Raw genomic sequence first — 18,484 nt, forward strand, 5'->3', positions numbered from 1 at the left:
AAGTCAACTACAAGGCGTGGTCATACCAATTATAAAAAGATACGATCAGCGCCAAGAGAAAAGGAGGGAGAAAAACGGGAGATTTATCAAGTACACTGGCAGAAGAACTAAACAGTAAGACAGCCTTTACCATTCCGGCGTTTGGTGGAATACCAATTGCAGAATGCGTGGTAGTCACATGGGTCATCATGGCGGTTCTTGTGATTCTGTCTCTGATCTTAGTTCGGAATCTCAGTGTGGAAAATCCGGGTAAGAAGCAGCTGCTTCTGGAGACCGGGGTAAGTTTTCTTCAGGATTTCTTCATGGGTATCCTTGGAGAAGAAGGCAAACAGTATGTGCCTTATTTGATGTCAACCGTAATTTACATCGGAATAGCCAATATCGCAGGCGTATTTGGTTTTACACCACCAACGAAGGACATGAATGTTACCATTGCGCTGGCGCTGATGAGCATTATTCTGATCGAGTATGCAGGCTTTCATAAAAGGGGACTGAAGGGTTTCCTGAAAAGCTTTGCGGAGCCGGTTCCGATCATGCTTCCGATCAACATTCTGGAAATAGCGATCAGACCTACATCTCTCTGCATGCGGTTGTTCGGTAATGTTCTGGGAAGCTTCGTAGTTATGAAGCTGCTGGAGTTTGTTTGTCCGGCCATTCTTCCCATACCATTCAGCCTGTATTTTGATTTCTTCGACGGATTCATACAGGCGTATGTATTTGTATTCTTAACATCCTTGTTCATTAAGGAAGCAATTGAGTAGTGAAGCGGAAGATCCGCTTGATCTAAAAATGAAAAAAATTGTATTTTACAGGAGGAAAAAACTATGTTAATCGCAATTGGTGCAGCTATCGCAGTTCTTACAGGTATTGGAGCAGGTATTGGTATCGGTCTTGCAACATCTAAAGCAGTAGAAGCTATCGCAAGACAGCCAGAGGCAGAGAGCAAGATCAGTAAAGCACTTCTTCTTGGATGTGCTCTTGCAGAGGCAACAGCTATTTACGGTTTCGTAATCGGTCTTCTGATCATCATCATGCTTGGCTAATAGGTAAAGACGAGATACTAATTCAGGATTAAGAGAGGCAGGTGGACCAGGTGATTAAAATTGATATCAACCTTGTCTTTACTATTATAAACCTGATCGTTCTTTATCTTTTAATGAAGAAGTTCCTTTTCGGCCCGATCATTGGTGTTATGGAGAAGAGAAAAGCTATGATCGATGAGCAGTTTGCTTCAGCAGAGAAGACAACTACTGAAGCAAACCAGCTGAAAGGACAGTATGAGGATGCACTGAAATCTGCGAAGGAGGAATCCTTCAGTATTGTAGAGCAGGCTAAGGACGAGGCAAAAGTACAGGCAGACAGCATCGTGAAGAGAGCTAATGATCAGGCTGGTCAGATTCTTGAGAAAGCAAGAAGAGATATCAGCACTGAGCAGGAAGCTGCTATGAAAGCGATGGAAGGCAAAGTGGCTGAGCTGGCAATGGATGCAGCATCCAGAATCATGGGAAAAAAGAACGACGAAGCACAGGATATGTCCCTATATGACCAGTTTTTAGAAGGAGCAGGTGATCCTCATGACAGAGACGTCCATTAATTATGCAAAAGCATTATACGGTCTTTCTGTCCCGGGGGAGGCAATCTGCGAAACAGGAAGGATTTTTAAGAATACACCTGAGATAGGTAAGATGCTTGAAAATCCACTTGTTTCCCTCAAAGAAAAAGAACAGGTAATAGAGCGGGTTTTTCCGCAGGAAATGAAGAGTTTTCTTAAAGTAACGTGTAAGTATCAGAAGATTGACAGAATCGGAGAGATCCTTGAAGCTTATGATGCTTACAGCCGGGAACAGAAAGGAATTCTCAAGGCAGAGCTTCTTTATGTAACACGTCCTGCCGAAGAGCAGGAAAATAAGATGAAGGAGTTTCTCCGTAGCCAGTTTTCTGCCAGAGAAGTGGAACTTACCCTTACAGAGGATAAAAGCCTTGTAGGTGGATTTGTTCTCAGGGCAGGAGATCGTGAGTACGACTGGAGCCTCATCGGACGTTATAAGAAACTGAAACAGAAATTAACCCGGAGGTGAAATTGAATTGGGTGCAATAAATCCAGATGAAATCATTTCGATTCTCAAGGAAGAAATAAAGAACTATGACGAAATCAGCAAGGACCAGGAAGTAGGCACTGTCATCTCCGTGGGAGATGGTATCGCAACTGTTTATGGCATCGATCATGCCATGTACGGTGAGGTCGTGACCTTCGAGAATGGTCTGAAAGGTATGGTACAGGATGTCCGTGCCAACAGCATGGGATGTATTCTTTTCGGAAAGGATACAGGAATCAAGGAAGGCACCAAGGTTGCCAGAACTGGCAAGCAGGCAGGTATTCCGGTAGGGGATAAATTTATCGGAAGAATCGTGAACGCACTTGGTGAGCCTATTGATGGAAAGGGAGAGATCCAGGCAGAGGAATATCGCCCGATCGAGAACCCGGCTCCTGGAATCATCGACCGTAAGTCTGTAACTGTACCTCTGGAAACAGGAATCCTTTCCATTGATTCCATGTTCCCGATCGGCCGTGGACAGCGAGAGCTGATCATCGGTGACAGACAGACAGGTAAAACATCCATCGCAACCGATACGATCATCAACCAGAAAGGTAAGGATGTGATCTGTATCTATGTTGCCATCGGACAGAAAGCTTCTACCGTTGCAAAGGTAGTTTCCAATCTTGAAAAATACGGTGCAATGGAGTATACAACCGTATTCTCCGCAACAGCCAGCGACTGTGCACCGCTTCAGTATATTGCTCCTTATGCTGGTACTGCTCTTGCAGAGTATTTCATGTATCAGGGTAAAGACGTACTGATCGTATATGATGATCTTTCCAAGCATGCAGTGGCATATCGTGCATTGTCACTTCTGCTTGAGCGTTCTCCGGGACGTGAGGCATATCCTGGTGATGTATTCTATCTTCATTCCAGACTTCTGGAGCGTTCCAGCCGTCTGAGTGAAGAGGCAGGCGGCGGATCCATTACGGCACTTCCGATCATCGAGACACAGGCCGGTGATGTATCTGCATACATTCCTACAAACGTAATTTCCATCACAGATGGTCAGATCTTCCTGGAAAGTGATCTGTTCTTCTCAGGTATGCGTCCGGCAGTCAATGTTGGTCTTTCCGTATCCCGTGTTGGTGGTGCTGCACAGACCAAGGCTATGAAGAAAGCTTCCGGTAGTGTACGTATCGACCTGGCACAGTACAGAGAGATGGAAGTGTTCACCCAGTTCAGTTCAGATCTGGATGAGGCTACAACTGCACAGCTGAAATACGGAAGCTGTCTGATGGAGCTTCTGAAACAGCCGCTCTGCAGCCCGTTAAGTCTTCATCAGCAGGTAATTACTCTCTGCGTTGCGACTCACAAGCTGATGGTAGATGTAGAAAAGAAAGAGATCAAGAAATATCAGAAGGATCTTCTGGAGTACTTTGATAATGTATATCCTGAGATCGGCAAAGAGATCGAGACTACAAAGCAGCTCTCTGATGAGCTTGTAGAGAAAATCGTAAAGGCGGCAGAAGAATTCAGAGATAAGAGCAGGTAGGTGTTGATATGGCAAATGCAAAAGAAATACAGACTCGTATGAAAAGCATTCAGGACACCATGAAGATCACCAATGCGATGTACATGATTTCTTCTTCCAAGATGCAGAAGGCCAAGAAGATCCTGCAGGATACGGAACCATATTTCTATAATATGCAGGCTGCCATTGCCAGGATCCTCCGTCATATGCCGGACATTCAGCATCCTTTCTTCAGTGAGCGTCATCTTGTTCCGAAGGATGAAAGAAAGGTAGGTACCATTGTCATTACAGGTGATAAAGGTATGGCTGGTGCATACAATCATAATGTACAGAAAATGACAGAAGATTTCATGGAAGAGGTACCGGGACATCACAAGCTGTATGTCCTTGGTATGGTAGGGCGTCAGTATTTCGGCAAGAGAGATGTGGATATGGACGGCGGTTTTCATTATACCGTGCAGAAGCCGACTATGCACAGAGCACGCCTTATCACGGAAGAGATCGTACGGGCATTTCTTGAAAGAGAGCTGGATGAAATTCACATTGTCTATACACAGATGCTGAATGCGATGGCAATGGAAAATGTGAATATGCAGCTTTTACCGCTGAAAAAGGCTGATTTTAAGGTGGGTCAGATCCCGGCAGATATTTATCAGGAGGAGATCGTATTATCTCCGTCTGCAGATGTGCTTCTGGATACTATGATCCCCAACTACCTTACAGGTGTGATCTATGGATGTCTTGTAGAGGCATATGCCAGTGAGAACAGTGCGAGAATGACAGCAATGCAGTCCTCTACAGATAGTGCGAAGGCGATGCTGAAGGATCTTTCCATTCAGTATAATCGTGCACGTCAGGCTGCGATCACCCAGGAGATCACAGAGGTTATCAGCGGTGCTAAAGCACAAAAAAGGAAGTGATGACTATGAATAAAGGTAAGATCGTACAGGTTATGGGACCTGTTGTAGACGTTGTTTTTGAAGACGGACAGCTTCCGGATATCAAGGATGCCCTTGAAGTCGAGAACAACGGTAAAAGATGCGTTATGGAGGTGTCCCAGCACCTTGGAAATAATATCGTACGCTGCATCATGCTGGGAGCCAGCGAGGGCCTGCAGCGAGACAGAGAAGTAACAGCTACCGGAAGCGGTATCAAGGTTCCGGTTGGAGATAAAACACTTGGTCGTCTGTTCAACGTTCTTGGAGATACCGTAGATGGCGGTGATTCCCTGGACGGTGAAGAGCATTGGGTCATCCATCGTGATCCGCCTTCATTTGAAGAGCAGAAACCGGCAGTTGAGATCCTGGAAACAGGTATCAAGGTTATCGACCTTCTTGCTCCATATGCAAAAGGTGGTAAGATCGGTCTGTTCGGTGGTGCCGGTGTTGGTAAGACAGTCCTTATCCAGGAGCTGATCCAGAATATCGCTACCGAGCATGGTGGATATTCTATTTTCACCGGTGTCGGTGAGCGTTCCCGTGAGGGTAATGACCTTTGGACAGAGATGAAGGAATCCGGTGTTCTTGAAAAGACAGCCTTAGTGTTCGGACAGATGAACGAGCCACCTGGAGCACGTATGCGTGTTGCTGAGACAGGACTTACCATGGCAGAGTATTTCCGTGATCAGGAGCACAGAGATGTACTTCTTTTCATTGATAATATCTTCCGTTTTGTACAGGCAGGATCTGAGGTTTCCGCTCTGCTTGGACGTATGCCGTCCGCAGTAGGATATCAGCCTACACTGGCAACTGAGATGGGTGAGCTTCAGGAGAGGATCGCATCTACCAAGGAAGGTTCTGTTACATCTGTACAGGCAGTATATGTACCGGCCGATGACTTAACAGACCCGGCTCCGGCAACAACATTTGCCCATCTGGATGCAACAACCGTTCTTTCCCGTAAGATCGTTGAGCAGGGTATTTATCCGGCCGTAGATCCGCTTGAGTCTACTTCCCGTATCCTGGAGGCAGATATTGTTGGTGAGGAACATTACGAGGTTGCACGTAGAGTACAGGAGATCCTTCAGAAATATAAAGAACTTCAGGACATCATTGCTATTCTTGGTATGGAGGAGCTCTCAGAGGAAGATAAGCAGACAGTATTCCGTGCAAGAAAGATCCAGAAGTTCCTTTCCCAGCCGTTCCATGTAGCTGAGAACTTCACCGGTATCAAAGGTAAATATGTACCTCTGAAAGAGACGATCCGCGGATTTAAGGCGATCATTGACGGTGAGATGGATGATTATCCGGAGAACGCATTCTTTAATGTTGGAACCATTGATGATGTAATTGCAAAAGCAAAAGCCGAGGAGAACCGGCAGTAAGGAGCAGCTATGAGTGAGACATTTGGCCTGGAAATATATGCCAGCAATAAACTGGCTTATGCAGGACGTGCTCAGAAGCTTATTATCCCGGCAGTGGATGGTGAGCAGGGATTTCTTGCCCATCATGCGAATGTTGTAGCTGCCATCATTCCCGGTGAGATGCGTTTTGAGGATGCTGACGGTAATGAGTATGTGTTTGCTGTGAGCAGCGGATTTGTTGAGATGATCAATAACCGTGCCAAGCTGTTCTGCCTCAGCGTAGAGAGTCCGGACGAGATTGATATCCGCCGTGCTCAGGAAGCAAAGGAACGTGCAGAAGAGCAGCTTCGTCAGAAACAGAGCATCCAGGAGTATCATATGAACCAGATGGCACTTGCGAGAGCGATGACACGTCTTAAAGTAACACATAAGCAGTAAATTTAAATCATATAAAAAGATCCATTGTCAGGAAACTGGCAGTGGATCTTTTTTTCTCTGTTATTTTGTGGATGAAGCAGGATCAGATTCGGTATTTTCCGGATCAGTAATGGAAGAAGCTTCAGAAGCTGTATCTTTGTCTGAGTTATCAGAAGTATGAACAGGCTTTTCTGTCAGCTGCTGATATGGACGATAGGGTTCCCAGTAATGTTCATCTTTTGTTTCGGTTTCTTGTTTCAGTTTCTTTTTCTGCTGAGTAAGAAGATAAATACCTGCAGCAATGATACCTGCAGCAATGACGATCTGCGGAAGGCTGTTGCAGATATTGTATACATAGTCGGCCATATTATTCGGTACAATGAAGTACAGAAGACTTGTGAAACGACTCCACAGGATACAGATACCAAACAGGATCAGAACCCATGCAGCTGCACTCTGATGCTTTTGTAAGAATTTTCCCATATCACCGGAAAACTGATCCATGTGAAGAATGTAATTATCCTCTACAGAGTAGAATTCTTCTTCTGACAGGGATTTCAGATTATGGACATTAAAAAAACTATAGAACCATATCACCGGGAGAAACATGGCCAGCCATCCAAGACCGGTTATGGATGCCAGTGCGATCGATCCCCAGAACAGCAGCATAATGCTAAGTCCCTGTTTTTTAAATCCCATGTACATTTCCCCGGCACCGGGGATCAGGGAAAAGATAAATACCCAGAAACCATGTTTTTGTTTTTTCATAAATTTACTTGCCTCCGTTTATAATTTTATTCGTAAGATCGTTCAGATTATTACTGATCTTCTGAGAATGTTCACTGAGCTGGGAACCTACCTGCATGGAAAGCTGGTTTAGGCCGGAACCAATGCCAAGGGATGAAGAAATCTTAACTTTTGTTTCCGGTGAAGGATGAAGAGCCGTAAAATCTGTCTGAGATACAGAAAAAAGCATGATCAGCGCAACACCCATGCCTACGGCAGTCCGTAAGCCTGCACAGAGAAGCTTCATCCAATAAGCAGTTTCATGTATTTTTCTGGAAGCCTGAACTTCCGGAGAAGCTGCTTTTTTCAGAATTTCATCCTGCAGATAGGATGGAGCATACTCAGAAGCGGCATCCTCATTCTGAAGAAGTTCATCCAGACAGAAGTCACATTGCTCCATATGCTCCAGAAAATGGATCATTTCATCCGTATTCATGGTTCCGTCCTGGAATTTCTGTAATTCATCTTGTGGTATGTGCATCTAATCACTCCTTTCCAGCAGTGCTTTCAGCATAGATCTGGACCGGTAGATCTGCGTCTGGACTGTTTTGATATTTTTATTCTGCGCTTTTGCAATTTCTGCGGCGGTTTTTTCTTCGCAGAAATGTTCAAGGGCAACCTCCCTGTAGGGGCTTTTCAGCGCTGAACATAAATGCCGGATCCGATCCTTGAAATCTTTGTCCAGAAATGCCTCCTCCGGGGAAAACTCTTTATCATGGAGCTGTTCAAAATAGGTGTCCTCTGTGGGAATGGTACGTCTGCCGGCTGCTTTCAGATGATCCAGACATTTTCTGACTGCGATCTTGCTGAGCCAGGCTTTTTCGTAGGTGCCATCAAAACGGGAGAGATTTTTGTAGGCGGAAAGAAAAACATCCTGTGTCAGATCCTCGGCGTCAAAGGGATTGCCCACCGATTTCAGACAAATGGAAAATATTAAGTTTTGATATGTATGTATCAGATATTCCAGATATTCTTCCCGTGTAATGCAATCAGCTCCCTTCTCTTCCCGCTTCATTTATTATAACGCGGAACCTGAAGGAAAGCCTTCAGCTTTTATAGAAAAATATGTAAATCATTGGATAAATGCCGCTTTTATATAGCGGGGAGAGAAAATTTGGTCTATACTATAAGTCGTCAAAGCAGAGATGCAGAAAGGATGAGACAAATGACAGAGACGAAACGTTTATATTATGAAGATGTATATAAAAAAGAATTTACAGCCAAAGTCCTGGAGTGCAGAGAAGCAAAAAAAGGTTTTCATATCATTCTGGATGAGAGCGCTTTTTACCCGGAGGGCGGTGGACAGCCAAGCGATACCGGATATCTCAACGATGTGAAAGTAAAGGAAGTGCATGAAAAGGAGGGAGAACTTCTTCATTATACAGATCAGCCGATGGAAGTCGGAACAGAAGTACAGGGACGCATCGATTGGGCAAGAAGATTTGATCTGATGCAGCAGCATTCCGGTGAGCATATGGTGAGCGGACTGATCCACGAGGCTTACGGATACGATAATGTAGGCTTTCATATGGGAAGCGATACCATTACCATAGATCTGAATGGCCCGTTGGATGAGGCGCAGCTTGCTGAGATCGAGCGGAAAACAAACCAAAAGATATGGGAAGATACGCAGATAAAGATCATATATCCTACAGCGGAGGAACTGGAAAAAATCGACTACCGAAGCAAAAAAGAGCTCACCGGTCAGGTGCGGATCGTAGAATTTCCAGGGGTGGATATCTGTGCATGCTGCGGAACTCATGTGACACATACCGGAGAGATCGGAATGGTGAAACTTCTTTCCGTGGAAAAATTTCGTGAAGGTGTCCGTATTGAGATGATCTGCGGAAAACGTGTGCTGGATTATCTGAACATGGTCAATGACCAGAACCACCAGATTTCTGTAAAGCTTTCCGCAAAAATGGATAAGACTGCGCAGGCAGTGGAACGCCTTCAGGAAGAGAATTTCCGACTGAAAGGACAGGTTGGGCAGCTGGTAGACGACATGTGCCGGAAAGAGGCAGAGCGTTATGCAGGAAGCGGAAGCGTTCTCATCTTTATGGATGGAATGGATGCAGACAGTGTGCGGAAGCTTGCAGACGCCGTGACACAGACCTGCCAGGGCTGCTGTGCGGTATTTTCCGGAAATGCAGACGGAAGCTACAAGTATGCAATGGGCGAAAAAGACGGCGATCTCCGTCAGTTTACAAAAGAGATGAATGCGAAATTAAACGGACGCGGAGGTGGAAAGCCGTTCTTTGTACAGGGGTCGGTGCAGGCATCTGAGAAAGAGATCCGAAACTTTTTTGAGCAGTGATGAAAATGTTTGGGGAATGTCATGCACATATATTTCTCAATGGCTATGATTACCGGAAAGCCGTTGAGACACAGAAAAACGGGCCCCGGGATGCACTGATCCGTGCTCATTTTGAGGAATACCGGAAAAGAGGAATCCGTTTTGTGAGAGACGGAGGAGATCATTACGGTGTGTCAAAACGGGCTGCCAGACTGGCCCCGGAATATGAAATTGACTATCGCACACCGGTTTTTGCCATTTATAAAGAGGGGCATTACGGGAAGATCGTTGGAAAAAGCTTTTCAGACATGAAGGAATATCACAGAAGAGTTCTGGAAGCTGCCGCTGAAGGTGCGGATTTTATCAAGATCATGACTACAGGGCTTCTGGATTTTGCAGATCACGGGAAAATTACGGGAACGCCGCTTTCAGCAACGGATGTGAAAGAAATGGTACATATTGCTCATGAAGAGGGATTTGCCGTGATGAGCCATACAAATGGATGCTATGGCGTACAAGCAGCAGTGGAGGCTGGTGTTGACAGTATTGAGCATGGGAACTATATGGATGATGAGACGATTTCCATGCTGGCAGACAGCGAAAGCGTGTGGGTTCCGACACTTGTAACTGTGCGGAATCTTAAAGGCTGCGGCAGATTTGAAGATACGATTCTTGCATCTATTATAAAGACAGGCGAGCAGAATCTGAAGAAAGCTTTTGAAAAGAAGGTTCATGTGGCAGTAGGAAGCGATGCCGGTGCATATCAGGTTCTTCACGGCCAGGGTGTACAGGATGAAAGCAGAGCTTTTTTTGATATACTGGGTGATACGCAGGCAGTACGAAGCTGGATGGAAGATGGAGAAAAAAGGATCCGTACCATCTTCCGTCACGGGTCTTCGAATTTAATACAGGTATAAATATTGGAGGTGCGTGATTTCGCAGGGTTGAAAGTAACCCGGAGATCGGCACCTTCTTCCATTCCGCTTGAGGAAAGGTCCGGAACGTTTTCACGGCTGCAGAGGATCTTTACGCCGTCGTATGTCTGGAGCAGCACGGTATTGGCGGTTGTGCCCAGGATCGTGCCGGTTACAGTAGAAGTAATGTTGCGTACTGAAAGTATGTCCGGATCCTCCCCGGTGATTCCACGGATCTTCATGCCGCTGGTGGATTCACCATTAAATTTACCGGTATAGATAATGTTTACATAAGATCCCGGAGCCATTCCTCCTTTGAAATATACAGGAACCGAGGAAAGTGAAACAGTCAGTTCCGATCCTGTGGTCTGCGGAATGACAGTCATTGTGCCGGTGCTGACATTTACGATCTTTGCACGGAGATGCTGTTCTTTTTTCTTCGGTTCAGGGGAAGGCGTAGGAGTTGCTGCAGGTACTTTCAGTGGATCCGTATCGGAGACACTGATCACTTTTGTGAAACTGCCGTCATACTGTTTGTCATCCACGAGTGTTTCGTTGATGAATTTACCGCGAAAATGGACATAGACCCACTTGCCGGCCTTGATGCCTTTTTTGTAGTATTGTCTGACACCGGTGACAGGGAAGGTTACGGTATTTCCCTTTTCTGTAACTATCACAAGGGCATTGGAGGTGAGTGATTTCACTTTGCCCTTTAAAGTGCGGTCCTCCAGAGGAGTTTCATTATGATATTTGTCGGTTATTTTGATGGGGGAAATGGTGCTGATATCCGTTCCGGAAAGCTGTCCCTGGTAGATTACACTGACCTGATCACTGGATACAACGCCGTATTTGCATTCAAGCCTTGTCTGGGAAACATCAAATACATAGGTTTCTCCATTGCTGGAAATCGTCAGGTGTGTACCGTCAAAATCCAGCAGTGTGCCGGTAAGCTCATCCATATAAACACGTTCTTCCGTGGAAGGCTCCTGATCTTCCTGTTCTGTGGAATCTGAAGCAGTAACGTCTGAAATTTTATCCTGAAGAGAAATAATATGATCATCGATCTGATCATTGCTGCAGCCTCCCGCAAAAAGGGAAAGGCCGAGAATCATACATGCAGCAGACAGTTTTTTCATTTGTGTCCTCCGACCCGGGATAACGGTCAGTCCTGTTTATCTGTAAGATCATGGGTTTCCGACGCCGGTATAAAGTCAAAGATCTGGCGGAAAGAATCCCATTGCTCACGGCTGTCGATTCCATGGTTGATCAGACCCGTGCATTCAGTACAGGCATTGGTATCCAGATAATTATCGTAATAAATATGATAGGGATTTTGGGTGTTTTTTTCCTGCGGATCGTTCATCGGATCAGTCTCCTTATTGATTGATAAGGATCAGTATATGAAGGCAGGAAAGATTTTATACATATTAAGGGTATTATAGCAAAAAGATTTTTTGATTTCTACAGGGATTTACGGAAAATCCATGCATTTACTGAAAACGTGTTCCTACAGGCTGAACACGGAACCAGTAGGTATAAGAATACTGAAATCCAAGAGAGCTGTAAAGCTTTTCTGCGGAAGTATTGTTTTTTACCACCTGAAGATAAGCGTGGCTGGCGCCTCTTTTTTTGCCCTCATTGAGAAGACCGGTACAGATCTGACGGGCATATCCTCTGCGGCGATAATCTTCACGTACATGAATGGCATAGATACCGATGTAGTCGCGATCCAGGATTCCAAGACCTGTGGCAATGATCTCGCCGTTTTTTGTTATGGAAGCGCAGACAGTTTCCTTAAGAATGGCACGGTACATGGAAGGAACGACGCTTCGATGGATCGGATTTGTAGTTCTTTTCAAGTCAAAAAGGCTGTGGATCCAGAAATCCGGAATTTCATTGGAAAAAAGCACATCGGTGACAGACGCATCCAGAACGGCATTGTCCAGGTCTACAGTCATAACATTTGTTATGTGCTGAACGGAATAGCCCCTGTTTTCCAGCATATAGTCAAAATCCGGGGATACAAGGGGGCTGATCTTAAAGATCGCAGGAGTTCCCAGACGCTTATAGACCTGTTCGCAGTAGGGGATTTTTTCGCGCCATGGAAGTGTGGAGGTTCCGAACTGTTCCACACTGTTGGTCCTGTGCGTATAGAAATAAGAAAAACGTAAGATCCATCCGTCATAAAGTTCCATTTTATGGGAAGGCCATGCGTTCAGTGACATATCTTCGATTTTTTTGATCGTTGTTTCCATAGTATTACCTTTCTGATATGATCAATTTATAAAGTTTATCTGCCAGGACCTGATGCCCCTGTGGTGTGAGATGGATACCGTCAGAAGTTATTGATGCAGGCCCGGACCGTGCAGCTTCCTGATCCAGATCGTTCTGCAGCGGGAGAAAAACGGCGCCATGATCCTGACTGATCTTTTTAATATGCACGGACATCTGTGAAAGAAGGGGAGCCCAGGAAGCGTAGCAGCGTGGCCATGGAAAAACAAAGGGTTCCAGGAAATAGAGCTTTCGTTTCCGGGAGTTTGTGCAGGATAGCTTTTTTGCAAGGAGCTCATAACGGGTGACAAATTTGTTCATCAGATCCTGCTGTTGTGCAGATGAACGGCGGGTGTTCATCATGATCCCCACATCATTGATCCCGATCAGGACGGTAACAATATCCGGATCAGAGCTTTCCAGCCAGAAATCTGTGTTCTGAAGAAGCCGTTCCAGGGTGAAACCATCAATACCTCTGTTTTCAATGGAAAATCGGTGATCTGTGTTATGAAGCAGACAGGAGAGCTGCTTCACATATCCTTTTCCAAGAGGATCTGCGGAGAAAAGCCGTCCGCAATCTGTGATACTGTCTCCGAGACACAAAATGCGAGTCATCCAATTCCTTCTTTCTGTTATACCGGGCGGATCATTATCCGCAGTCGATTATTTTCGTATTGGTGCTTTGATAGTAGCACTTACACCAGCAGTGGTCAAGCGTACGAAATACCGGAAAATGGGTAAAAAACGAATAAACGTGAAAAACATGAAAATTTTTTAAAAAAATTAAAAAAAGTACTTGCATTTTGAAAGAAAGTGTTATATACTAACGAAGTCGGTTGAGGGAAACAACAAAAAACGAAATCAAACGACAGAAACAAAAGAATATGGCCAGTTGGTCAAGGGGCTAAGACGCCGCCCTCTCACGGCGGAAACACGGGTTCGATTCCCGTACTGGCTATTAACTGAAAGCAATCAGAACATGTTTCTGGTTGCTTTTTTGTTTATGATCACAAATGGGGATTTTGGGAGGTTTTACTATGATCATTGATAATGTGTATGTTTTTACACCGGACAAAGCATTTGTAAAAGGCGGGATTATCCTGGATGGGGATAAGATCCGACAGGTTTATGAAGAAAAGGATGTGCCGCAGCTTAGCGGGGATGTTCTGGACGGAAAAGGCTGCTACGCCATTCCGGGACTGATCGATCTGCATTTTCATGGATGCAAGGGAGATGATTTCTGCGACGGAGACAAGGCTGCGATCGGAAGAATCGCGGAATATGAGGCATCGGTAGGAGTTACAGCGATTGCACCGGCTACTATGACTTTACCGGTAGAGGAACTGGAGCAGATCCTCCATACAGCAGCAGAATATAAAAAAGAAACAAAGGACTGCCGTAAGGCGGATTTTCTGGGGATCAATATGGAAGGGCCTTTTATCAGCCCGGCGAAAAAAGGGGCACAGGACGCGAGGAATATCCTGCCATGTAATGTGGAAATCTGTGACCGTTTTTTAAAGGCCTCGGAAGGTCTGGTAAAATTTATAGGGATTGCACCTGAAGAAAGTGAGCATGCAGCAGAATTTATCCGGGAAGTTCATGAAAGGGTCAATGTTTCTCTGGCACATACCAATGCAGATTACGATACAGCAATGGAAGCATGCAGAGCAGGAGCAAACCATGCAGTCCATCTGTATAACGCAATGCCTGCGTTTACGCATCGTGCACCAGGTGTCGTAGGTGCTGTTTTTGATAATAAGGATGTTATGGCAGAGATCATCTGTGACGGGATCCATATCCATCCGTCTGTTGTTCGAGCTACCTTTCAGATGATGGGAGCTGACAGGATGATCCTGATCAGCGACAGTATGAGAGCTACCGGTATGCCGGACGGCCAGTATACACTGGGAGGACTGGATGTTAAGGTTGTGGGAAGACTTGCCACGCTGGTATCTGACGGTGCGATCGCAGGATCTGCCACAAATCTGATGGATTGTATGCGTACAGTTGTTAAAAAGATGGATCTTCCGCTGGAAACAGCCGTGGCCTGCGCGACCATAAATCCGGCCAGAAGCCTTGGTGTGGAAGAACAGTACGGATCTCTGGAAGCAGGTAAAAAAGCTCATGTGGTACTGCTGGATCAGGATCTGGAACTGAAAGCAGTGATCAAGGACGGAGTAAAGATCCGATAAGCTCATAGAAGATAAAGCGATAAAAAATAAAAAGATAAAAAGAATTTCAGGAGCAGATGACAGCAAAATTCGTGTCAGAATTTGTCGAACGAAAATGCTGGACAAAATGCTCCTGAAATTCTATAATTAATTTCACCAGAGATCTTCTGGTATCGATCACCGCCAGGTCAGGCGGGAAATCCCATTTTTATCATAACTGAATAAACATATATCTTAAGAAGGAAAGGGGGCGTGTATGTTTCTTTATGGAGAATTATCCGTGGTGATATCTGCGATGGCGGTCTGGATGGATCTTAAAGATGCATCTGTAGACAATGGATGGATCCTTTTTTCTTTTATGATCGGTTTCCTGATCCAGATCACAGAAAACGGGCCGAAAGGTGGAGTGATCTTTTTGGCAGGAGTGGCTGTGCCGGTGCTTCTTTTGGGAATTCTTTTTATATTCCATATGATCGGCGCCGGAGATATCAAGCTTCTGTGCGCACTTGGCGGAATCATGGGGCCGCGGACAGTTATGGAATGTATTGTTTATTCTTTGCTTGCAGGTGCAGGCATTTCTCTGGCAATTCTTATTTCTACAGGCGGTATCCGCCGACGATTCCTTTATTTATATCAGTATATGAATGAGTTTTACTGTACCGGTGAGATACGTCCTTATTACAGAAAGGGGATGAGCTTTCCGGAGAACTTTCATTTTACGGTACCCATATTTTTGAGTGTGGTGCTTTATGCAGGAGGTGTGTATTGAAGAAAAACATATTTGCGGTCTGTGATCTGGAGGTGGATTATGCTTTCAATTTTATGGATTATCTGAACCAGAAAAAGAATCTTCCGTTTGAGATCCAGGCATTTACCACGGCGGAAAGTCTCATTGCCTACGGAAAAGAAAATCATATTGAGTTGCTGCTGATTTCCGATAAAGCAATGCGAAAAGAAGTCCGTGACCTTGGTATCGGAAAGATCATCATTCTTTCAGAGGGTGTGCATCCTCCGGAACTGGATCAGTATTCAAGTGTGTATAAATATCAATCTTCCTCAGATGTGATAAGGGAGGTGATGGCTTGCTATGGAGAAGAGAAGTCTCTTGATCCGGTAACTTTTCCTGTGTTGAAAAAGACAATGGAGATCATCGGTGTTTTTTCTCCTCTTGGCAGATGTCTGAAGACATCCTTTGCACTTGCGTTGGGACAGATACTGGCGAAAGAACGTGCTGTTCTTTATCTGAATCTGGAATCCTATTCTGGTTTTGAGGAACTTCTTGGGAAAAAATTTCCGGCTAATCTGAGTGATCTGTTTTATTATGTTCGCCAGGGAAATGAAAACCTGATCCATAGAATGAACGGAATGATCCAGACAGTAAACAATCTGGATTTTATACCGCCTGTAAGAACACCTTCAGATATCCGGACCGTGGACTGGGAAGACTGGGAGCGGCTGTTGCAGGAGATCGTACTTCACAGTTCCTATGAAGTGCTGATCCTGGATATGGGAGAAAATGGAGATGAGGATTTCCGGCTTCTGGAAATGTGCAGAAAAATCTATATGCCGGTTTTGAATGACACACTTTCTGTCTGTAAGGTGACACAATTCGAAAATCTTCTGCGTATCTGGAATAAAGAAAAGATCCTGGAAAAAACAGAAAAGGTGCATCTGCCCTTTCATATGGATAGGATCTCTTCTGACGCTTACGTAGAACAGCTGGTCTGGAGTGAACTGGGAGATTATATCCGTGAACTTTTGAGAAAGGAGCGGTCATGAACAGAGAAAAATTCCGGGAAATGTATGATCTGCTCATGGAACAGCTGGATGTTTCCAGAGAGCTGTCCGATGATGAGATCCTGGGGGTGATCGATGAACTGATATTAACTCAGGCAAGGGAACTGTTTCTTTCACTGAAGGAGAAAGTAGAGCTCAGACAGGAGCTGTTCTGTTCTGTGCGCAAGCTGGATGTTCTGCAGGAACTGATCGATGATGAAAGTGTTACGGAGATCATGGTAAATGGTCCGGATCATATTTTTGTGGAACGTGGAGGAAAACTGACCAGATGGAATAAGGTCTTCACGTCAGAAGAGAAGCTGGAGGATGTGATCCAGCAGATCGTAGGGCGCTGTAACCGGGTTGTCAACGAGTCCATGCCCATTGTAGATGCAAGGCTGGAAAACGGAGCACGTGTGAATGCAGTGGTTTATCCGGTTGCTCTGAATGGTCCGATCCTGACGATCCGTCGTTTTCCGGATGATCCTATCACAATGGAAAAACTGATCGCTTTTGGAAGCATCACCGAAGAATGTGCACAGTTTTTAAAAAAACTTGTTCAGGCAAGATATTCTATTGTGATCGGTGGAGGTACAGGCAGTGGAAAAACAACATTCCTTGGAGCTGTTACAGAATATATTCCAAAAGATGAGCGCCTGATCACCATTGAAGATAATGCGGAGCTTAAGATCCGGGGAATTGATAACCTGGTATGTCTGGAGGCAAAAATGGCCAATATGGCGGGCGCGGTGTCAGTAACGATCCGAGATCTGATCCGGTCAGCCCTTCGAATGAGACCGGATAGGATAATTGTAGGGGAAGTCCGTGGAGGAGAGGCAGTGGATATGCTGCAGAGCCTGAATACGGGACATGATGGAAGCCTTTCAACACTTCATGCAAACAGCAGTCAGGATATGCTTTCCCGAATTGAAACGATGACATTGATGGGAATCGATCTTCCCCTGGAAGCAATCCGAAGGCAGATCGCTTCCGGGGTAGACATTCTGGTACATCTCGGGCGTATGCGGGATAAAAGCAGAAAGCTGTTGGAAATCACAGAAGTATGTGGATTTGAAAACGGAGAGATCCAGACCAGGCCGCTGTATCGCTGGGAAGAAGGAAAGGGACTTGTAAAAACCGGAGAACTTTTGCATTGTGAAAAAATGAAACGGGCAGGAATCAGACTATGAAAGAGCGGAAAGGAAAGAATCAGAAATGGAGATCTACGAGGAAAGATTACAGGATGTATCATTTTACGGGGAAGGAGACCGCAAAGTATCTTCTGGAGGGAGCTGCCGTATGCGCTGTAGCCGACTATCTGTTTTATCAGAGCCTTCCTGTGTTGCTGTTTATGCTTCCAATACCAGTGCTTTTTCTGAAAATGCAGAGGAAAAAATGCACTGCACGGCAGCAGAGGGAGCTGAATTATCAGTTCCGGGATGCTCTGACGGCCATGAATGTGGCGGTACAGGCCGGCTATTCCGCGGAGAATGCGGTGCGTGCCAGTGTAAAGGATCTGGGGAGACTTTATGAAAAGGGAAGTGATATCCTGGATGAATTTCGGTATATCGAAAGCCAGCTGCGTCTGAGTGTTCCGGTGGAAGAGCTGTTCCTGGATCTGGGAAAACGCAGCGGAGTGGAAGATATTGAAAATTTTGCAGCAGTATTTTATACAGCAAAAAGAACAGGCGGGGATATGACGCAGGTGATCCAGAAAGTAGCCAGAATGCTTAGTGATAAGATCGAGGTAAAAAAAGAGATCGAGGCAACGCTGGCCGCAAAGAAATCGGAACAGATGGTTATGAGTATCATGCCGGCCGGTATCATCTGCTATCTGAAACTGACTTCGCCGGGATTTTTGGATGTACTTTATGGGAATCCTTTCGGAATCTGTGCCATGACAGTTTGCATGGTGATCTATGGCTTGTCTTACTGGCTGGGTGTGAAGATTGTAGACATAGAAGTGTAGGTGAGGATA

At 45.3% G+C, this 18,484-nt stretch carries 22 protein-coding genes and 1 tRNA gene; 16 read left to right on the forward strand and 7 right to left on the reverse strand.

Translation table 11 applies throughout. The features are described 5' to 3' along the window. Positions 1-44 precede the first annotated feature (44 nt). From DW694_RS00810 to atpC, 8 genes are all read left to right on the forward strand, one after another. Positions 45-761, forward strand: coding sequence for a F0F1 ATP synthase subunit A (locus DW694_RS00810; RefSeq protein WP_173722359.1), 717 nt, complete (start codon positions 45-47; stop codon positions 759-761). Positions 762-824: 63 nt separating this feature from the next. Continuing rightward, positions 825-1,043 carry an ATP synthase F0 subunit C gene (atpE, locus tag DW694_RS00815; protein ID WP_021652814.1) on the forward strand — a complete coding sequence of 73 codons (219 nt, stop codon included), beginning with the start codon at positions 825-827 and terminating at the stop codon, positions 1,041-1,043. A gap of 50 nt (positions 1,044-1,093) precedes the next feature. Continuing rightward, positions 1,094-1,594, forward strand: a complete 501-nt coding sequence (gene atpF, locus DW694_RS00820; protein WP_022427145.1) for a F0F1 ATP synthase subunit B — start codon at positions 1,094-1,096, stop codon at positions 1,592-1,594. Then, positions 1,575-2,078 (forward strand): ATP synthase F1 subunit delta, encoded by a 504-nt coding sequence (gene atpH, locus DW694_RS00825; protein WP_015525579.1) that lies wholly within the window; start codon positions 1,575-1,577, stop codon positions 2,076-2,078. The genes atpF and atpH overlap by 20 nt, the downstream gene beginning before the upstream one ends. A gap of 7 nt (positions 2,079-2,085) precedes the next feature. Next, the gene (atpA, locus tag DW694_RS00830; protein ID WP_021652816.1) at positions 2,086-3,594 is read left to right on the forward strand and encodes a F0F1 ATP synthase subunit alpha; all 1,509 of its coding nucleotides are present in this window, start codon (positions 2,086-2,088) and stop codon (positions 3,592-3,594) included. 8 nt (positions 3,595-3,602) lie between these two features. Continuing rightward, entirely contained in the window at positions 3,603-4,493 is an 891-nt protein-coding gene (gene atpG, locus DW694_RS00835) for an ATP synthase F1 subunit gamma (protein WP_022427144.1), read from the forward strand. 5 nt (positions 4,494-4,498) lie between these two features. Next, positions 4,499-5,896 (forward strand): F0F1 ATP synthase subunit beta, encoded by a 1,398-nt coding sequence (gene atpD / locus DW694_RS00840; RefSeq protein WP_015525581.1) that lies wholly within the window; start codon positions 4,499-4,501, stop codon positions 5,894-5,896. A gap of 9 nt (positions 5,897-5,905) precedes the next feature. Then, on the forward strand, positions 5,906-6,313 hold the full coding sequence (atpC, locus tag DW694_RS00845; protein ID WP_015525582.1) for an ATP synthase F1 subunit epsilon: 408 nt from the start codon (positions 5,906-5,908) through the stop codon (positions 6,311-6,313). 60 nt (positions 6,314-6,373) lie between these two features. Here the strand turns inward: atpC and DW694_RS00850 are convergent, their stop codons facing one another. The 3 genes from DW694_RS00850 to DW694_RS00860 are packed head-to-tail and all read right to left on the reverse strand — an operon-like array spanning position 6,374 to position 8,093. Next, the gene (locus tag DW694_RS00850) at positions 6,374-7,060 is read right to left on the reverse strand and encodes a hypothetical protein (RefSeq protein WP_110102747.1); all 687 of its coding nucleotides are present in this window, start codon (positions 7,058-7,060) and stop codon (positions 6,374-6,376) included. A gap of 4 nt (positions 7,061-7,064) precedes the next feature. Beyond that, positions 7,065-7,559 (reverse strand): hypothetical protein, encoded by a 495-nt coding sequence (locus DW694_RS00855; RefSeq protein ID WP_110102748.1) that lies wholly within the window; start codon positions 7,557-7,559, stop codon positions 7,065-7,067. Then, positions 7,560-8,093 carry a sigma-70 family RNA polymerase sigma factor gene (locus DW694_RS00860; RefSeq protein ID WP_110102749.1) on the reverse strand — a complete coding sequence of 178 codons (534 nt, stop codon included), beginning with the start codon at positions 8,091-8,093 and terminating at the stop codon, positions 7,560-7,562. 141 nt (positions 8,094-8,234) lie between these two features. On the opposite strand from DW694_RS00860, the gene DW694_RS00865 reads away from it, so the two are divergent. Continuing rightward, positions 8,235-9,395: an alanyl-tRNA editing protein gene (locus tag DW694_RS00865; RefSeq protein WP_110102750.1), complete on the forward strand. Its 1,161-nt coding sequence runs from the start codon at positions 8,235-8,237 to the stop codon at positions 9,393-9,395. A gap of 5 nt (positions 9,396-9,400) precedes the next feature. Continuing rightward, on the forward strand, positions 9,401-10,291 hold the full coding sequence (locus DW694_RS00870; protein WP_015525587.1) for an amidohydrolase family protein: 891 nt from the start codon (positions 9,401-9,403) through the stop codon (positions 10,289-10,291). On the opposite strand, the gene DW694_RS00875 is transcribed toward DW694_RS00870, so the two are convergent. The 4 genes from DW694_RS00875 to DW694_RS00890 all read right to left on the reverse strand — a co-directional run bounded on the left by DW694_RS00875 (position 10,261) and on the right by DW694_RS00890 (position 13,174). Beyond that, positions 10,261-11,424 (reverse strand): hypothetical protein, encoded by a 1,164-nt coding sequence (locus DW694_RS00875; protein WP_021652823.1) that lies wholly within the window; start codon positions 11,422-11,424, stop codon positions 10,261-10,263. The two genes, DW694_RS00870 and DW694_RS00875, sit on opposite strands and share 31 nt — an antisense overlap. Before the next feature lie 26 nt (positions 11,425-11,450). Continuing rightward, on the reverse strand, positions 11,451-11,651 hold the full coding sequence (locus DW694_RS00880; RefSeq protein WP_021652824.1) for a hypothetical protein: 201 nt from the start codon (positions 11,649-11,651) through the stop codon (positions 11,451-11,453). Positions 11,652-11,778: 127 nt separating this feature from the next. After that, positions 11,779-12,543 carry a GNAT family N-acetyltransferase gene (locus DW694_RS00885; protein WP_015525590.1) on the reverse strand — a complete coding sequence of 255 codons (765 nt, stop codon included), beginning with the start codon at positions 12,541-12,543 and terminating at the stop codon, positions 11,779-11,781. Positions 12,544-12,547: 4 nt separating this feature from the next. Further along, positions 12,548-13,174, reverse strand: a complete 627-nt coding sequence (locus DW694_RS00890; RefSeq protein ID WP_118752399.1) for an SGNH/GDSL hydrolase family protein — start codon at positions 13,172-13,174, stop codon at positions 12,548-12,550. 271 nt (positions 13,175-13,445) lie between these two features. Here DW694_RS00890 and DW694_RS00895 point away from each other — a divergent pair. From DW694_RS00895 to DW694_RS00920, 6 genes are all read left to right on the forward strand, one after another. After that, a tRNA-Glu gene (locus DW694_RS00895) sits at positions 13,446-13,517 on the forward strand. A gap of 79 nt (positions 13,518-13,596) precedes the next feature. Next, the gene (gene nagA, locus DW694_RS00900; protein ID WP_118752400.1) at positions 13,597-14,751 is read left to right on the forward strand and encodes an N-acetylglucosamine-6-phosphate deacetylase; all 1,155 of its coding nucleotides are present in this window, start codon (positions 13,597-13,599) and stop codon (positions 14,749-14,751) included. Between the two features lie 235 nt (positions 14,752-14,986). Further along, entirely contained in the window at positions 14,987-15,499 is a 513-nt protein-coding gene (locus tag DW694_RS00905; RefSeq protein WP_118752401.1) for a prepilin peptidase, read from the forward strand. Then, on the forward strand, positions 15,496-16,509 hold the full coding sequence (locus DW694_RS00910) for a hypothetical protein (RefSeq protein WP_021652830.1): 1,014 nt from the start codon (positions 15,496-15,498) through the stop codon (positions 16,507-16,509). Before DW694_RS00905 ends, DW694_RS00910 begins: the two co-directional genes overlap by 4 nt. Further along, positions 16,506-17,696 carry an ATPase, T2SS/T4P/T4SS family gene (locus tag DW694_RS00915; protein WP_092071684.1) on the forward strand — a complete coding sequence of 397 codons (1,191 nt, stop codon included), beginning with the start codon at positions 16,506-16,508 and terminating at the stop codon, positions 17,694-17,696. Before DW694_RS00910 ends, DW694_RS00915 begins: the two co-directional genes overlap by 4 nt. Then, entirely contained in the window at positions 17,693-18,475 is a 783-nt protein-coding gene (locus DW694_RS00920) for a type II secretion system F family protein (RefSeq protein WP_015525618.1), read from the forward strand. Before DW694_RS00915 ends, DW694_RS00920 begins: the two co-directional genes overlap by 4 nt. Positions 18,476-18,484 lie beyond the last annotated feature (9 nt).

It is taken from the genome of Ruminococcus sp. AM26-12LB (assembly GCF_003480785.1).
GTDB lineage: Bacteria > Bacillota > Clostridia > Lachnospirales > Lachnospiraceae > Blautia_A > Blautia_A fusiformis.

Excerpts from the sequence above, each read along its gene's own strand:
- DW694_RS00920 (WP_015525618.1), top strand. The coding sequence starts at position 17,693 with ATGAAAGAGCGGAAAGGAAAGAATCAGAAATGGAGATCTACGAGGAAA.
- atpG (WP_022427144.1), top strand. The coding sequence starts at position 3,603 with ATGGCAAATGCAAAAGAAATACAGACTCGTATGAAAAGCATTCAGGAC.
- nagA (WP_118752400.1), top strand. The coding sequence starts at position 13,597 with ATGATCATTGATAATGTGTATGTTTTTACACCGGACAAAGCATTTGTA.
- DW694_RS00915 (WP_092071684.1), top strand. The coding sequence starts at position 16,506 with ATGAACAGAGAAAAATTCCGGGAAATGTATGATCTGCTCATGGAACAG.
- atpE (WP_021652814.1), top strand. The coding sequence starts at position 825 with ATGTTAATCGCAATTGGTGCAGCTATCGCAGTTCTTACAGGTATTGGA.
- atpH (WP_015525579.1), top strand. The coding sequence starts at position 1,575 with ATGACAGAGACGTCCATTAATTATGCAAAAGCATTATACGGTCTTTCT.
- DW694_RS00870 (WP_015525587.1), top strand. The coding sequence starts at position 9,401 with ATGTTTGGGGAATGTCATGCACATATATTTCTCAATGGCTATGATTAC.
- DW694_RS00905 (WP_118752401.1), top strand. The coding sequence starts at position 14,987 with ATGTTTCTTTATGGAGAATTATCCGTGGTGATATCTGCGATGGCGGTC.
- DW694_RS00890 (WP_118752399.1), bottom strand. The coding sequence starts at position 13,174 with ATGACTCGCATTTTGTGTCTCGGAGACAGTATCACAGATTGCGGACGG.
- DW694_RS00865 (WP_110102750.1), top strand. The coding sequence starts at position 8,235 with ATGAGACAAATGACAGAGACGAAACGTTTATATTATGAAGATGTATAT.
- DW694_RS00850 (WP_110102747.1), bottom strand. The coding sequence starts at position 7,060 with ATGAAAAAACAAAAACATGGTTTCTGGGTATTTATCTTTTCCCTGATC.
- DW694_RS00860 (WP_110102749.1), bottom strand. The coding sequence starts at position 8,093 with ATGAAGCGGGAAGAGAAGGGAGCTGATTGCATTACACGGGAAGAATAT.
- atpD (WP_015525581.1), top strand. The coding sequence starts at position 4,499 with ATGAATAAAGGTAAGATCGTACAGGTTATGGGACCTGTTGTAGACGTT.
- atpC (WP_015525582.1), top strand. The coding sequence starts at position 5,906 with ATGAGTGAGACATTTGGCCTGGAAATATATGCCAGCAATAAACTGGCT.
- DW694_RS00855 (WP_110102748.1), bottom strand. The coding sequence starts at position 7,559 with ATGCACATACCACAAGATGAATTACAGAAATTCCAGGACGGAACCATG.
- DW694_RS00875 (WP_021652823.1), bottom strand. The coding sequence starts at position 11,424 with ATGAAAAAACTGTCTGCTGCATGTATGATTCTCGGCCTTTCCCTTTTT.
- DW694_RS00880 (WP_021652824.1), bottom strand. The coding sequence starts at position 11,651 with ATGAACGATCCGCAGGAAAAAAACACCCAAAATCCCTATCATATTTAT.
- DW694_RS00885 (WP_015525590.1), bottom strand. The coding sequence starts at position 12,543 with ATGGAAACAACGATCAAAAAAATCGAAGATATGTCACTGAACGCATGG.